This is a genomic window from Rhizobium sp. SSA_523, assembly GCF_030435705.1.
In the GTDB taxonomy this organism is placed as follows: domain Bacteria; phylum Pseudomonadota; class Alphaproteobacteria; order Rhizobiales; family Rhizobiaceae; genus Neorhizobium.
This window is the reverse complement of record NZ_CP129381.1, coordinates 1,162,396-1,176,121: the sequence shown is the minus strand read 5'-3', so window position 1 is coordinate 1,176,121 and position 13,726 is coordinate 1,162,396. Positions and strand designations below refer to the sequence as shown.

The window sequence follows — 13,726 nt, the reverse complement described above, 5'->3', positions numbered from 1 at the left end:
TCGCGCAACTTTGGCTGATGAAACCCACAAGCGATATGTAGCGGGCGATTGAGTGGAACAAGACAAGCAAGACCGGCAAGCATCGCCTCTGGATCAGACTGCGGACACGACCATAGAGCGGCTGAGTGCCGCTCAAGCGGCGGGCGGTATCGGCTCCTTCTCGATCGATATCGCGTCCGACATCATTGCAGCGACGCCGGAATTCTCCAGCCTCTATGGCGTTGATCACAGCGACAGCCGGTCCGCCGCCTTTTTCGAGCAATTCGTTGTTCCGGAAGACGATGGCGTGGTTTCTCACGCCCAGAGCCGCCGTGACGGCAGCGCGAGACAGGATGTGGAATATCGCATTCGCCGGCAGGATACCGGCGAGATCCGCTGGATCGCCAGGAAGGGCGAGTTCCAGCACGATGCGCAAGGCCGACCGGTGCGCTTTATCGGGATTGCGCGCGATGTCACGGCGCGTCGCCAGTCGGACGACAATCTGCGCAAGGTCCAGCAGAAACTGGCGCTGGCGCTCGATGCGACGGGAATCGGCACGTTCGATTTCGACCTCCTGGCCAATAGTCTTGAATGGGACGACCGGTGCCGCGAGCTTTTCGGCCTGCCGCCCGGAAGCCAGGTCACCTACGAGACCTTCCTGCGCGGGCTGCATGAGGAAGACCGGCAAAGGATCGACGCAGAGGTCGTGGCCGCGCTCAGCCCGGCCGGCAATGGCGCCTATGACGTCATCTACCGGACCGTCGGGGCTTTCGATGGCCAGATCCGGTGGGTGGCAGCCAAGGGCAAGACCTATTTCGAGAACGGTAAGGCCGTCCGGCTCATCGGCACGGTGCAGGATATCACCCAGGCACAGCATGAAGAGAGCCGCCGCCGCGCCATAGAAGAGCGCTATCGACTGGCGGTCCGCGCCACCAATGATTCCATCTGGGACTGGGATTTCGCCTCCAATCACGTTCTCTGGAACGAGGCGCTGACCCAGGCCTATGGCCATGAACTGTCGCAGGTGGAGCCGACGGGCGAGTGGTGGATCGATCATATCCACCCGCATGATCGCAGCAGGATTCACGCCTCCATTCACGCGGCGATCGACGGCACGGGCAGCGAGTGGCGCGACGAATACCGCTTCCGGCGGGCCGACGGCAGCTATGCCAATGTGCTCGACCGCGGCTATGTCATTCGCGACGAGGCGGGACAGGCCCAGCGGATGATCGGCGCCATGCTGGATCTGACCCGCGTGCAGGAGGCCGAAGCGGCGGTGCGTGAAAGCGAACTTCGGTACCGGAGCCTGTTTTCCTCGCTCGACGAGGGTTTCTGCATCATCGAATTCGTCGATGGGCCGGAAGGTCCGCTCAGCGATTATCTGCATGTGGAATACAATGAAGCCTATGAACGCCAGGCAGGCGTATCCGGTATTGCCGGCAAACGCATCCGCGACGTGTTTCCGCAGGAGGCGGATAAGTGGATCGACTTCTACCGGACAGTGCTGGACACCGGACTGCCGCGGCGCCTGCAGATAACCTTCGATGAGACGGATCGGGTTCTGGACGTTGCGGCCTTTCGCATGGAGCCGGCCGAACGGCGCCAGGTGGCGGTCGTCTTCCAGGACGTCACCGCCCGGCATCGGGCGGAGCGGTCGCTGCAGGAGCTGAACCTGAACCTGGAGCGGCAGGTGGAGGAACGGACCGCCGAGCGTGACAGGATGTGGGCCGCCTCACCGGACCTGATGGTCATTCTGACGCCGGAGGGCTTCTACCGGCGGCTGAACCCGGCCTGGAAGACGCTGCTGGGCTATGAATTCGGCGAGCTCGAAGGACGCTTCGGCCTGGATCTCGTCCATCCGGAGGATCTCGACCTCGCGCGGCAGGCGCTCGATACGGCGCGTGCCGATGCTCCCCCCAGTTTCGATGTGCGTATCCGCCACAAGGATGGAAGCTATCGCTGGGTGCAATGGGTCGCAGCTCCAGGACCGGACGAGATCTTCGCCGTCGGCCGCCATGTGACGGGCGAGAAGGAGCAGGCCGCCGCGCTCGCTGCCGCCGAGACCGCCTTGCGCCAATCCCAGAAGATGGAGGCTGTCGGCCAGCTGACCGGCGGCCTGGCGCATGACTTCAACAATCTTCTGGCGGGCATTTCCGGCAGCCTGGAAATGATGGAGCGTCGCTTCGCGCAGGGTCGCCAGGCCGATGTCGACCGCTATCTCGCCGCGGCCATGGGCGCAGTGAAGCGCGCGGCGGGCCTGACACATCGGCTGCTCGCCTTTTCGCGTCGCCAGACGCTTGCGCCGACGCCAACCAATGTCTCCCGCCTGGTCCTCGAAATGGAGGAGCTGGTCCAGCGGACGGTGGGGCCGAGCATCGAGGTGGAAACGATTTCCCACCCCCATCTCTGGCCGGTTCTGGTGGACCAGAACCAGCTCGAGAATGCCCTTCTCAATCTCTGCATCAATGCGCGCGACGCGCTGCCGGATGGCGGCCAGATCATCATCGAAATGCATAATCGCACGATCGACAACCGGATCGCGGCGACGCAGGACATGGCGGCCGGAGACTATGTCTCGCTTTCAGTCTCGGACAACGGTGTCGGGATCGCGCCGGACATCATCGACAAGGTGTTCGAGCCCTTCTTCACGACCAAGCCGATCGGCGTCGGCACGGGTCTCGGATTGTCGATGATCTTCGGTTTCGTCCGCCAGTCCGGCGGGCAGATCCGCATTCACTCCCAGGAAGGCAAGGGCACATCCGTCACGCTCTTCCTGCCGCGTCACACGGAAGAGGAAGTGATTGCCGCCGCTGAAGACACCATGAGCGATCCGCATTCGGCGCGGCATGGCGAGACGGTCCTGGTGGTGGACGACGAGCCGCTGGTGCGTCTCCTGATCGTCGACGTTCTGGAAGATCTGGGCTATCAGGCGCTGGAAGCCGGTGATGGTCCGGAGGCCATGAAAATTCTCCGTTCCGACGCGCGCATCGATCTGCTTGTGACCGATGTCGGCTTGCCGAACGGCATGAATGGCAGGCAGGTTGCGGACGCCGCGCGGGACATGCGGCCCGGCCTCGGCGTCCTCTTCGTGACCGGCTATGCCGACAATGCGGTGCTGAGCCATGGTCATCTTGAACCGGGAATGCAGATCGTCACCAAGCCGTTCACAGTGGATGTTATGACCGAACGCATCAGGTCGATGATCGAGGCCGGCAAGACCAGCTGATCACGCCGCCGCTCGGGCCGGCTGTGGTTACCCCGCAGTCTTGGCCCCGCAGCCTTTTCGCAAGCCGGATGATCAGGCCGAGGTCGCGCTCTTTGTCAGCACGTCCTCGGTCAGCTCGGAGACGGAGGAGCAGCCGAGGTGACCAAGCGTCGTCCAGAATTCCCGCTGCAGCAGTTCCAGCGTCCGGCGCACGCCATATTCCCCGTCGGCAGCCATGCCATAGGCGATCAGCCGACCGAGAGCCACCGCATCGGCGCCCAGCGCGATGGCAGCGGCGATATCGCTGCCCCGCCGAATGCCGCTGTCGAGGATGATCGGCACCGCGCCCCCCACCGCCTTGCGGATGGCGGGCAGGGTCTCCAGCGCCGTGGGTGTCCGGTCGATCGTGCGCCCGCCGTAATTCGACACGTAAAGGCCGACCGCGCCGGCATCGAGCGAGGCCTTCGCATCACGCACACTGGACACGCCCTTGACGATGCAGGGGAGCGGCGACCGGCCAATGACCCGCGCAGCCTGCGCCCAGGTCCAGCGGGGTTCGGTGAAGGTCAGCAGCTCCTGCAGGGGAGCCGGGTCCGATTTGCCGGGTCCGAAATTGGAGGGGCCAGCCTCGTTGCGAAGCGAAAACCGGTCCTCCATCATCCTCTCACGCCACTGGCGGATCGGCGAATAGGTCACGCAGATATATTTGTAGCCCGCGTCTTTCGCCCGGCCGATCATGTCCAGAACATGCTCTTCATCGCCCACAAAGGTCATCTGGAAAATCGACGCCACGGTTGAGGCTGCGGCAATCTCCTCCAGCGAATGCGAGGCGGCGACGGGCACCATCTGCTGGATGCCGACAGCGGCCGCTGCACGTCCGATGGCCAGATGCCCTTCCGGGTGGAATACAGCCTCGCCGCCGCCGAAAGGGGCGATGAAGGCGGGAAAGCTTAGATCGAAACCGAGGACCCTGGTTCGCGTATCGGGATGGCTGATGCCGGCAAAGAGCGGGACTTCGAAGCGCAGTTTGTCGAAAGCCGCGGTGTTTTCCCGCAGCGTTACCTCGTCTCCCGTCCCGCAGGAGAGGTAATTCCAGTCAATATCCGACAGACGCCGCCTGGCATCGTGGTAGATACCCCGCAGGGTCGTGTATTTTTCCGCCGTAGCATAGCGGTCATCGATACGCTGCGGAACGTTTGGGCTCGAATTGTCGGTCATGACCGCCTCCCTTTGCAAACCACCGTGAAGGGGCGGCGCCTGCGTCCGCCCCCCTTTCGGAGATTAATCCTGCTTCTTTGCCGCGATCAGCACGATCTCGATCAGGCGCTTCGGATCGCCCAGATCAACCCCGCCGATCGTTGCGCGCGAGGGAAGGTCGTCGCCGTCCAGCCAGGCCAGCCAGGCTTCATTCATCGCTTCCTTGCCGGACATGTCGGAAAGATAGATCCGGGCGGACAGGATATGATGCTTGTCCGACCCGCATTCTTCGAGCACGTCCTGAAGCTTGGCGCAGGTCTGTTCGGTCTGCTCCTTCATGCCCACCGTGATGTCGTTTGCGGCATGGCCGCCGAGATAGAGAACGCCATTGTGTTCGACGACGCCGTGCATGATGCGGTGCTTGCGGTGGCGGGTGATCATTTGCTTTATCCTTGTGCATGAGAAGAGGGCTCCCCGCCGCGGCAGGCGGCGGAGATGTCGGTGGTTCGAAGCTGGAAAGGGATGTCAGCCGGCCGTCGGCGCATAACGGTCGAGCGGCATGTCGGGCTGTTCGCCGATGGCGATCCTGGCAAGCTGACTGCCCGCGAAGGGACCGATGGTGAGGCCGCCTGCGCCGAGGCCATTGCCGATCGTCAGATTGCTGTAGCCCGGGACGCGGCCGAGAATGGGGCTCATCGTCTGGCCTGCCGGCCTGAAGCCGATCCGCGTCTCGATCAGGGTCGCATCGGCAAGGCCCGGCGCGATCTTCAAACCGGCGCTCAGGACCTCCAATTCGCCCGCGGCTGTGACGCGGTAGTCGAAGCCGGAATTATTTTCGCGGGTTGCGCCGATCACCACCCGGCTGTCATCGAAGGCGAGCATGTAGTGGCTGCTCATCGGCAAGACGACAGGCCAAGCGGCTGTTGCAATTCCAGGCAGGCGCAGGTGGACGATCTGTCCTTTCTGAGGTGCAACCGGATGGGCAAGACCGATCGGCCGAAGGATCTGCGAGGCCCAGGCGCCGGCGGTGACAATGATCTGATCGGCCGGAATGGCCTGTCCGGTGCTGTCGAGGCAGCGGATCTGGTCGCCTTCCGTCTTGAGCGTCACGTAATCGCTGCGAAACCTGGCGCCCATGGAGACAGCCGCGCGGATCATGGCCGCAGAGAGCAGCCGCGCATCCACCCGGGCCGCGCCGGGAATGTGGATAGCATCGAGATCCTCACGCAGCGGCGGAAACAGGGCGCGTGCCTCGCCTGGCGAAAGATGCCGGATCTCGCCGGCCTCGGGAGAAGTCTTCGTCCGGCGGGCAATCCGCTCGCTCGCCGCCTCGAAATCGGCCCGGTCCTCCGCCACGACCAGCGCGCCGACCTTGCCGTAACCGAGATCGGTCTCTCCCCGGCTCTTCAGCCCGGTGATCAGCCCGTCATAGAAGCGGGTGCCAGCCTCGTAGAGCTTGTACCATTCCGGATCCTCCACCTTGGTCGCCCAGGGGCAGACGATCCCCGCGCCGGCCATGGTGGCCTTGCCCGGATGGGCCTCGTCGACGATCTCGACATCCACGCCTTTTGCGGCGAGATGATAGGCGGCACTGGAGCCGAGAATACCGGCCCCGATGATCAACACACGCATAATGAATTCCTGAACCTGATGCTATGGGAACGGCAGCAAGAGGCGGCCGTCCCCCTTTCCTGTCATTCCACGGTCACGCCGGAGAGCCGGCTGGTTCCGAAGATGGCCGGTACATAGCCTTTGACGGACTTTGCAACGGCGGTGATCGTATCGGCGCCGCCGAGAATGACGGCGGGGACTTCCGCGTGGAACTCCTTCTGGGCCTGCTCGTAGAGTTCGATACGCTTGTCCTTGTCGGTGATCGTGCCGGCCTGGTTCATCAGCGTGTTGAATTCCGTGTCGCACCATGCGCCGATATTGGAAGGGCTTGGCTTGCCGGTGGAATCGCAGGTGAAGTAATTGTTCGGGATCTGGCTGGGATCCGGGAAGTCGTAAATGCCGCCGAACATGCCGACCTGCGCCTCTCCCTTGCGGGCACGGGTGATGTATTCCCCCCATTCATAGGAGACGACGGTGGCTTTCACACCCACTTTTGCCCAGTCCGACTGGATCATCTCGGCGGCGCGGCGACCGTTCGGCATATAGGGCCGGGCGACCGGGACCGCCCATAATTCGGTGGCGAAGCCATCCTTGTATCCGGCCTCTTCCAAAAGCTTCTTGGCGCGTTCCGGATCATAGGCATAGGCGCCGACATCCTTGGCATGACCCCAGAGCGAGGGCGGCACGACCGCACCGGTGACGGTGCCCATGCCGTCATAGATCTGCGCAACGAGCGGCTCGATATTGATGGCGTGTGCCAGCGCCTGCCGCACGCGCTTATCCTTGAATTTCTCGTCCTTGAAGTTGAAGGTGATGAAGCCGGTGGAGGCGACAGGGGTCTGCACAGCCTGCAAAGTGCCGCTCTCCTCGATCATCGCACGGTCGGCGAGATTGGGGTAAAGGGCAATCTGGCACTCGCCGGCAATCGCCCGCTGGAGCCTGACCGAGGCGTCTGCGCCGATCGCCATCACGATGGTGTCGAGCATGGGTGTGCGGGCCGGATCCTTGATCTGCGCGCCCCAGGTCTCCTTGAACGGCATCAGCCGGACCATGGCATCCTGCTGATAGGCCTGCAACTGGAAGGGACCCGTGCCGATCGGCTCGCGGTCGATCAGTTCCGGCGTGGCGGCGGCCTGCAGCTGATCCGCATATTCGCCGGAGGTGATGGCGAGAGACTGATGCGCCATGATGCCGATGAACGGCGCCAGCGGTTGCTTGAGGGTGAAGGCGACGGTGTAATCGTCGATCTTCTTGATCCCGTCCAGAGCATCGGCGAGCTTGGTGTTGAAGGTGATATAGGTGCCGCCATTGACCTTGGCGTAAGGGTGGTCATCCTTCATCATGCGTTCGAAGGTGAACATGACGTCATCGGCATTGAAGTCGCGCGACGGGGTAAACCGCTCGCTGGACTGCCATTTCACCCCGCGGCGCAGCTTGAACGTGTAGGTGCGGCCGTCATCCGAGACGGTCCAGCTTTCGGCCAGTGCCGGCTGGATTTCCGATGAGCCGGCCTTGACCGAAACGAGACCGTCATAGATTTGTCCGAGCACGAAGGATGTCGTGCCATTGCTGGTCATCTGCGGATTGAAGACCTCCGGCGATCCTTCGATGCAGACCGACAGCATGGCGGCATTGACCGGTGACGAGGCCAAAAGCGCTGCGAGTGTGAGGACAAGTTTGGTTTTCATACGGTCTGTTCCCTTCGTTATGCCGCTATGCCCGCGGTCTTGGCGCGATCGATCACCAGCCGGCCCTAGACGGGCCGTCAGCCGAGCTTCCGCTCCGACAGCGTGACTGATTTTTTGCCGCCCTTAACCCCTGCCGGCGCATCGAGGCATCTTCTAAAAAGGGGTGCGGTCACGGTTGATGGTGATAAGAGCGCCTTGACAACATGATTGTCAAATAGCTTCTTATCCCATCATTATAACCGAACCTCATAATGTCTCTGCCGATCGGAGGAATAGCCGGCCATGAATATCAGGCAGCTCGAAGCGTTCCACGCGACCATGGAGACCGGATCGGTCACCTTGGCGGGCGAGCGGCTCGGTGTATCCCAACCGGCAGTCAGCAAGCTTTTGCGCAGCTTTTCAGATGCCTGCGGCTTCACGCTCTTCACGCGAAGCGGCGGCCGGCTGGTGCCGACGCTTGAGGCCCGGATGCTGGCCGCCGAGGTGGATCGGATGTTCGCCGGCACCAAACGTATCGCCCGGCTGGCCGAAGCGGTGCGCAACCGGGAATGGGGCGAGGTGACACTGGCGGCACCGGCGGCGCTGGCCACGCGCTATCTCACTCAGGCGCTGTCTCCCTTCCTTGCCGAACAACCGGATATCCACCTGACTCTGCTGAGCCGCAATTCGCCGCGGATCGGCGAACTGGTGGCTTCCGGTCAGGTCGATATCGGTCTCAGCGTTCTTCCGTTCGATCAGCCGAGCATCCGGTCGGAGATCATCATGCGGTTTTCTATGGTCTGCGTGCTGCCGGCGGCGCACCCGCTGGCCCGCAAGCAGGTGATCGAGATCGACGATCTGCGCAATGAACTATTCGTCTCGCTGCCGCGCGACGACTGTTCGCTGATGACGATCGACCGGGCTTTCCAGATGCGGGGCGTGCAGAAGCGCAACCGGATCGAAGTGCCGCTCTCGGAGACCGCCTGCAGCCTGGTCGCAAATGGTGTTGGAATTTCCATCGTTCCGCCCTTTGTCGGCATTGACTATGCCAATGATCGGCTTGTCCGGCGAACGCTCCTGCCGGAAACCTTCATGGATGTGTGGCTGCTCACCCCAAGCGGCCGCGCGCCTTCGCTTGCCGCGCAAATGCTGGCGGATTTCATCCGCACCGCCGTCTCTCCCTTCGATCAGCGGGCAAAGGCGGCCAGCGCCTGACCGGCGATTTGCTCATGGAGAGACGCAGGATCCGGCCACAACGCTTGGCGATGCTATCAGCCAAGCTCGAGCGTGGTCACGGCAAAAATGCCATCTGCCCTTACCGCGGCGGGCGAACCGCGATACATCCGGGTGGTCTGGAAGCCGCGGCTGAAGCCCTTGTCTTTCAGGAAGGCGGCGAAACTCAGCTGCGGCTCCGGAACATCGAGATGCAGCACCTGCCCGGATAGTCGGGCGGCGCCGTTGGCCAAAATCTGTTGCGCATCCTCGGGCGTCTCGGCAAAGAGCGGCCCGATCTTCCAGCCGTCATGCGTTTCCCGCATGACCCCATAGGCTTCCACCCGCCCGTTCCTGACCAGCGCCAGCACCTGTCTTGGCGGCATCAGCCATCTGGTCAGGAAATCACGCCTGGGTTCAGGAAAATAGAGTGCGTCGCAGGCGAGAATGGCCTCCAGCAGTTCCGGGCCTGCCAGGACGACTTCGGCCGAGGCTGCGCTGCCCTGCCACCGGCCGCTCCAGCGAAGAGTGTCGTAGGCGGGCTCGAAGCCCATCCGCCGATAGTTCGCCTGCTGTTCGACAACGCCATCGAGGCAGATCGTCCGCCCTTCCAGATGGCGCATTCCGGCGTCCCAGACCGCTCGACCCAGGCCTTGGCCACGGCAGTCTTCCGCAGTGATGTAAAGTCCGATGAAGCCAAAGCTTTCGCCGTAGCGGACAGCGGCAATGCCCGAGACGAGCCGGTTGCCGAGGTAGCACCCGATAAAGCCCTCTTGATCGGCGGCGTGAAAGGCTTCAGCATCGGCTAGACCGGGGTTCCAGCCTTCCCGGCGGGCCCAGTCGATCAGGATTTCGACATCCTGCTCGTCGACCGGACGCAGGACCGTGCCACGAATGTTTGCAGCGGGTATCGTCGGTTCCTTGCTCATGAGGCGGCGAGCGTCTGTGGCGCGAAGGCTTCCAGCAGACCTTTGTAGGGCTTGTGCACCGGTGTGGCATAGGCGCCGCGCTTGGCAGTCGCCAGGCCCAGTTTGACCAGCGCCTCCGCCTGTTTGACGGCGGCCGCCACGCCATCGACGACGGGCACCCCGAATTCCGCTCGAAGCTCGGCGGTAAGCTCCGCCATGCCGGCGCAGCCAAGCACGATCGCTTCTGCCCCATCCTCGCTCAGCGCTGCGGCAATCTCGCGGCACAGACGGTCGCGGGCATTGGAGGTCGGATCTTCCAAGGATAGAACCGGAATATCGGCCGCTCTTACCTTGCAGCGGCCCGTCATGCCGTAGCGATGAACCAGATGTTCCAGCGGCAGGCGCGAGCGCTCCATGGTGGTGACGATGGTGAAGCGCTGGGCGATGAAGGCAGTCGAGGCAAGCGCCGCCTCGCAGATCCCGACGACCGGGATGCGCGCAAGCGTCCGGGCGGCATCCAGGCCGGTATCGTCGAAACAGGCGATGATCGCCGCGTCGGCGCCCGATTGCTCGGCGCGGGCAACCTCCAGCAACAGGCCGGGCACGGCGAAGGCTTCGTCGTAATAACCCTCGATGGAGGCCGGCCCCATGGACGAGGTGACCGCCTCGATCTCGGTGTCGCCATTGGCGACCCGCCGCGCCGAATCGGCGATGGTCGAGGTCATGCTGGCAGTGGTGTTCGGGTTGACGATCAAGATGCGCATGGGGTCACGTCTTTCCCGCTCACGAAGCGCGGCCGCGCCGGTTGAGGCGGATGATGAGGCCGAGCGTCCCGGCAATGACAAGGAAGGAGAAGACGGTGGTGACCGTGCCCAGCGCATAAAGAACGGGCGTGGTGACATTGGTGGTCATGCCGTAGATCTCGAGGGGCAGGGTGTTGAAGGTGCCGGCGGTCATGAGGGTTCGCGCAAATTCATCGTAGGAGAGCGTGAAGCCGAACAGCCCGACGCCGACGAGGCTCGGCGCAATCATGGGCAGCACGACATGGCGAAATGTCTGCCAGGATGTCGCGCCGAGATCCCGGGCAGCCTCCTCATAGGCCGGAGAGAAGCGGTTGAAGACCGCAAACATGATGAGCACGCCGAAGGGCAGCGTCCAGGTGAGATGTGCGCCAAAGGCCGAGGTGTACCATGTCGGCTGCAGGCCGAGCTGCTGGAAGACGACGCCGATCCCGAGCGAAATGATGATGGAGGGCACGACGAGGCTCGCGACGGACAGGTAGAACAGCGCCGTCGCGCCGATGAAGCGGCGGCGAAAGGCGAGGCCGGCCAGAAGCGACACCACCACGGTGACGAGCATGACCATGATGCCGAGCACGGCAGATCGCCTGAAGGAACCCCCGAAATCGCCGACCGCCTGCGTCTCGAAAAGATTGGCGAACCAGCGCAGCGACACCCCGTTCAAGGGGAAGGTGAGGCCGCCATTGGGGCCCTGGAAGGAGAGAATGAGGATGGCGGAAAGCGGTCCGTACAGGAACAGCACGAAGAGCGCGAAGAAGATCGCCAGGAGGTAGAATTCGCGGCCGCGTTTGTCAGCATGCATCTTAAAGCTCCTTGCGGATGTCGACGATGCGCAAGATACCCGCGACCATCAGGAGAACGAGGGCGAGCAGTACGACCGCGTTGGCCGCCGCGGCCGGATATTGCAGGAGTGACATCTGGTTCTTCATCATCAGCGCCACTGAGGCGCTCTGGCCGCCGGACATGACCTGAACCGTCGAGAAATCCGCCATGACCAGGGTGACGACGAAGATCGTGCCGATGGCCATTCCGGGCTTTGCAAGCGGCAGGATGACATTGGTCAGGGTTTGCCAGCCGGATGCGCCGGCGTCACGGGCGGCCTCCACGAGCGATCTGTCGATGCGCATCAGCGTGTTGAAGATCGGCGTGACCATGAACAGCGTGTAGAGATGCACCATGGCCAGAACGACGGCAAAATCGGAATAAAGCAGCCATTCGATCGGTTCGCTGATCAGCCCGGTGCTGATCAAACTCGAGTTCACCAGGCCGTTTCGCCCCAGGACCGGGATCCAGGAGATCATGCGGATGATGTTGGATGTCAGGAACGGCACTGTGCAGACGAGGAAAAGCACCATCTGCATGGCGCTGGTGCGGATATGGAAAGCGAGGAAATAGGCGACCCAGAAGCCGACGAAGAGTGTGACCGCCCAGACGAGAAAGGAAAATTTCAGCGTGTTGAGATAGGTCTTCCAGGTTACCCAGGAGCCGAGCGTCTCGACATAGTTCATCGTCAGGAAATCGGGATACATCTGGGCAAAGTCATAATCCCAGAAGCTGACGACGGCGATCATCAGGATCGGCAGAAGCAGGAAGCCGCAAAGAATGACAGCAAGCGGCGCCGCCTGGAGATAGGAGACGAGCTTCGGCGAGATGCGCAATGGCTGCTGCGGCCGCGGCGTGCCTGCACCGATAAATCGAATGGTCGACATGGGTCGTCTCTCCTTTGGGTTTCTCCCTCTGGCCTGCCGGCCATCTCCCCCAAAGGGGGAGACGCCATGCGGGCCGGCATTGCCCTCCATCGAAGGGCAGGCCGGAGGGTTTTGCCTTACGCTGCGATGAACTCGTTCCAGCGGCGAACCATATAGCGGTCCTCGTCCATCACCGAGTTCCAGCAGGCCACGCGGCCCATGCGCTCGTCGAAGGAGCCGCCATCGCGTACGGCGCCGGCCTTTTCCATGACCTTGCCGTCGGGCGCCACGATATCGCCCTGGGCCGGCTTGCCCTCGACCCAGTAACCCCATTCGTCAGCCGACATATGCTGCTTGGCCGTTTCCATGGCGGCGGAATAATAGCCCTGGCGGTTGAGATAGGCGCCGACCCATCCAGACGTATACCAGTTGATATATTCGTAAGCGGCGTCGAGCTTTGCGCCGGACAGGTGAGCGGCAAGGCCGAGACCGCCGCCCCACGAGCGGTAGCCTTCCTTGAGCGGCTGGTATTTGCAGGCAATGCCCTTGGAGCGCACGGCAGCAACGGCCGGCGACCACATGGACTGGATCACGACTTCGCCCGAGGCCATCAGGTTGACGGATTCGTCGAAACTCTTCCAGAAGGCCCGGAACTGCCCGTCCTGCTTGGCCTTGATCAGGAAGTCGATCGTCTTGTCGATCTCCTCCTTCGTCATATTGCCCTTGTCGGCATATTTGATATTGCCCATCGCCTCCATGATCATCGCCGCATCCATGATGCCGATCGAGGGAATGTTGAGGATGGAGGTCTTGCCCTTGAAGGCCGGGTCCATGATATCGGCCCAGCTGGAAATCTCGCGACCGACCAGATCGGGACGAATGCCGAGCGTATCGGCATTGTAGATCGTCGGCATCATGGTGAACCATTCGGTTTCACCCTTGGCGAAGGTCTTGGTGCCCGGCTTCTCGACAAAGCCGACCGTATGCGGCGCGGTACCCTGGGCGATCACGCTGTCGGGCTTCAGCTTGCCGGTCTTGAAGAGCGGAACGACCTTGTCGTAATATTTCAGCTTCTTGACATCCATCGGCTGGATGACGCCCGCCGGATAGACCTTCTTCAGGATCCAGTATTCGATGTCGGCAATGTCATAGGAATTCGGCTGCGTCACGGCGCGCTGCGCTGCGGCGTCGGAATCCGTTGCCGTCATCTCGAGCGTGATGCCGAGGTCGGCCTTGCACTTCTCAGCAATCGCATTGAGGTTCGACACGCCGGTGCCGAACTGGCGGAGCGTGATCGGGTTCTGCGCCCAGATTGTCGGGAAGCCGGTAATGGCGCCCGAGCCGGCGGCCAGGCCGGCGGCGGCGGAGGCCGTTTTCAGAAGTGCGCGGCGCGACAGGCCTTGCTTGGTTTTTGTCTCAGTCATTGCCTTTGTTCTCCTCTGGTTGGATTTTTGTGGCA

11 protein-coding genes are annotated in these 13,726 nt (G+C 62.6%); 2 read left to right on the top strand and 9 right to left on the bottom strand.

The annotated features are described in order from the left end of the window. Window positions 1-52: 52 nt before the first annotated feature. Window positions 53-3,205 carry a PAS domain-containing protein gene (locus QTJ18_RS06605; RefSeq protein WP_252754926.1) on the top strand — a complete coding sequence of 1,051 codons (3,153 nt, stop codon included), beginning with the start codon at window positions 53-55 and terminating at the stop codon, window positions 3,203-3,205. Window positions 3,206-3,277: 72 nt separating this feature from the next. Here QTJ18_RS06605 and QTJ18_RS06600 read toward each other — a convergent pair whose 3' ends face one another. The 4 genes from QTJ18_RS06600 to QTJ18_RS06585 all read right to left on the bottom strand — a co-directional run bounded on the left by QTJ18_RS06600 (window position 3,278) and on the right by QTJ18_RS06585 (window position 7,680). Continuing rightward, window positions 3,278-4,402 (bottom strand): alpha-hydroxy acid oxidase, encoded by a 1,125-nt coding sequence (locus QTJ18_RS06600; protein WP_252754927.1) that lies wholly within the window; start codon window positions 4,400-4,402, stop codon window positions 3,278-3,280. 63 nt (window positions 4,403-4,465) lie between these two features. Then, window positions 4,466-4,822, bottom strand: coding sequence for a RidA family protein (locus tag QTJ18_RS06595; protein ID WP_252754928.1), 357 nt, complete (start codon window positions 4,820-4,822; stop codon window positions 4,466-4,468). A gap of 84 nt (window positions 4,823-4,906) precedes the next feature. Further along, the gene (locus tag QTJ18_RS06590; protein ID WP_252754929.1) at window positions 4,907-6,013 is read right to left on the bottom strand and encodes an NAD(P)/FAD-dependent oxidoreductase; all 1,107 of its coding nucleotides are present in this window, start codon (window positions 6,011-6,013) and stop codon (window positions 4,907-4,909) included. A 62-nt stretch (window positions 6,014-6,075) separates the two neighbouring features. After that, the gene (locus QTJ18_RS06585; protein WP_252754930.1) at window positions 6,076-7,680 is read right to left on the bottom strand and encodes an ABC transporter substrate-binding protein; all 1,605 of its coding nucleotides are present in this window, start codon (window positions 7,678-7,680) and stop codon (window positions 6,076-6,078) included. Window positions 7,681-7,962: 282 nt separating this feature from the next. Here QTJ18_RS06585 and QTJ18_RS06580 point away from each other — a divergent pair, with 282 nt between their 5' ends. Beyond that, window positions 7,963-8,874, top strand: a complete 912-nt coding sequence (locus QTJ18_RS06580; RefSeq protein WP_252754931.1) for a LysR substrate-binding domain-containing protein — start codon at window positions 7,963-7,965, stop codon at window positions 8,872-8,874. 56 nt (window positions 8,875-8,930) lie between these two features. Here the strand turns inward: QTJ18_RS06580 and QTJ18_RS06575 are convergent, their stop codons facing one another. The 5 genes from QTJ18_RS06575 to QTJ18_RS06555 form a co-directional block, all read right to left on the bottom strand. Then, window positions 8,931-9,800 (bottom strand): GNAT family N-acetyltransferase, encoded by an 870-nt coding sequence (locus QTJ18_RS06575; protein WP_252754932.1) that lies wholly within the window; start codon window positions 9,798-9,800, stop codon window positions 8,931-8,933. Continuing rightward, the gene (locus tag QTJ18_RS06570; protein ID WP_252754933.1) at window positions 9,797-10,543 is read right to left on the bottom strand and encodes an aspartate/glutamate racemase family protein; all 747 of its coding nucleotides are present in this window, start codon (window positions 10,541-10,543) and stop codon (window positions 9,797-9,799) included. Before QTJ18_RS06570 ends, QTJ18_RS06575 begins: the two co-directional genes overlap by 4 nt. Before the next feature lie 19 nt (window positions 10,544-10,562). Next, window positions 10,563-11,381, bottom strand: coding sequence for an ABC transporter permease (locus tag QTJ18_RS06565; protein WP_252754934.1), 819 nt, complete (start codon window positions 11,379-11,381; stop codon window positions 10,563-10,565). Window position 11,382: 1 nt separating this feature from the next. Further along, window positions 11,383-12,288 carry an ABC transporter permease gene (locus tag QTJ18_RS06560; RefSeq protein WP_252754935.1) on the bottom strand — a complete coding sequence of 302 codons (906 nt, stop codon included), beginning with the start codon at window positions 12,286-12,288 and terminating at the stop codon, window positions 11,383-11,385. Window positions 12,289-12,404: 116 nt separating this feature from the next. Next, complete coding sequence (locus QTJ18_RS06555) at window positions 12,405-13,691, bottom strand: ABC transporter substrate-binding protein (protein ID WP_252754936.1); 1,287 nt, start codon at window positions 13,689-13,691, stop codon at window positions 12,405-12,407. Between the last annotated feature and the right edge of the window lie 35 nt (window positions 13,692-13,726).

What these genes read in the sequence shown, in the direction of transcription:
- QTJ18_RS06555 (WP_252754936.1), bottom strand. Translation starts at nt 13,691, where the DNA reads ATGACTGAGACAAAAACCAAGCAAGGCCTGTCGCGCCGCGCACTTCTG.
- QTJ18_RS06590 (WP_252754929.1), bottom strand. Translation starts at nt 6,013, where the DNA reads ATGCGTGTGTTGATCATCGGGGCCGGTATTCTCGGCTCCAGTGCCGCC.
- QTJ18_RS06595 (WP_252754928.1), bottom strand. Translation starts at nt 4,822, where the DNA reads ATGATCACCCGCCACCGCAAGCACCGCATCATGCACGGCGTCGTCGAA.
- QTJ18_RS06580 (WP_252754931.1), top strand. Translation starts at nt 7,963, where the DNA reads ATGAATATCAGGCAGCTCGAAGCGTTCCACGCGACCATGGAGACCGGA.
- QTJ18_RS06560 (WP_252754935.1), bottom strand. Translation starts at nt 12,288, where the DNA reads ATGTCGACCATTCGATTTATCGGTGCAGGCACGCCGCGGCCGCAGCAG.
- QTJ18_RS06575 (WP_252754932.1), bottom strand. Translation starts at nt 9,800, where the DNA reads ATGAGCAAGGAACCGACGATACCCGCTGCAAACATTCGTGGCACGGTC.
- QTJ18_RS06600 (WP_252754927.1), bottom strand. Translation starts at nt 4,402, where the DNA reads ATGACCGACAATTCGAGCCCAAACGTTCCGCAGCGTATCGATGACCGC.
- QTJ18_RS06565 (WP_252754934.1), bottom strand. Translation starts at nt 11,381, where the DNA reads ATGCATGCTGACAAACGCGGCCGCGAATTCTACCTCCTGGCGATCTTC.
- QTJ18_RS06570 (WP_252754933.1), bottom strand. Translation starts at nt 10,543, where the DNA reads ATGCGCATCTTGATCGTCAACCCGAACACCACTGCCAGCATGACCTCG.
- QTJ18_RS06585 (WP_252754930.1), bottom strand. Translation starts at nt 7,680, where the DNA reads ATGAAAACCAAACTTGTCCTCACACTCGCAGCGCTTTTGGCCTCGTCA.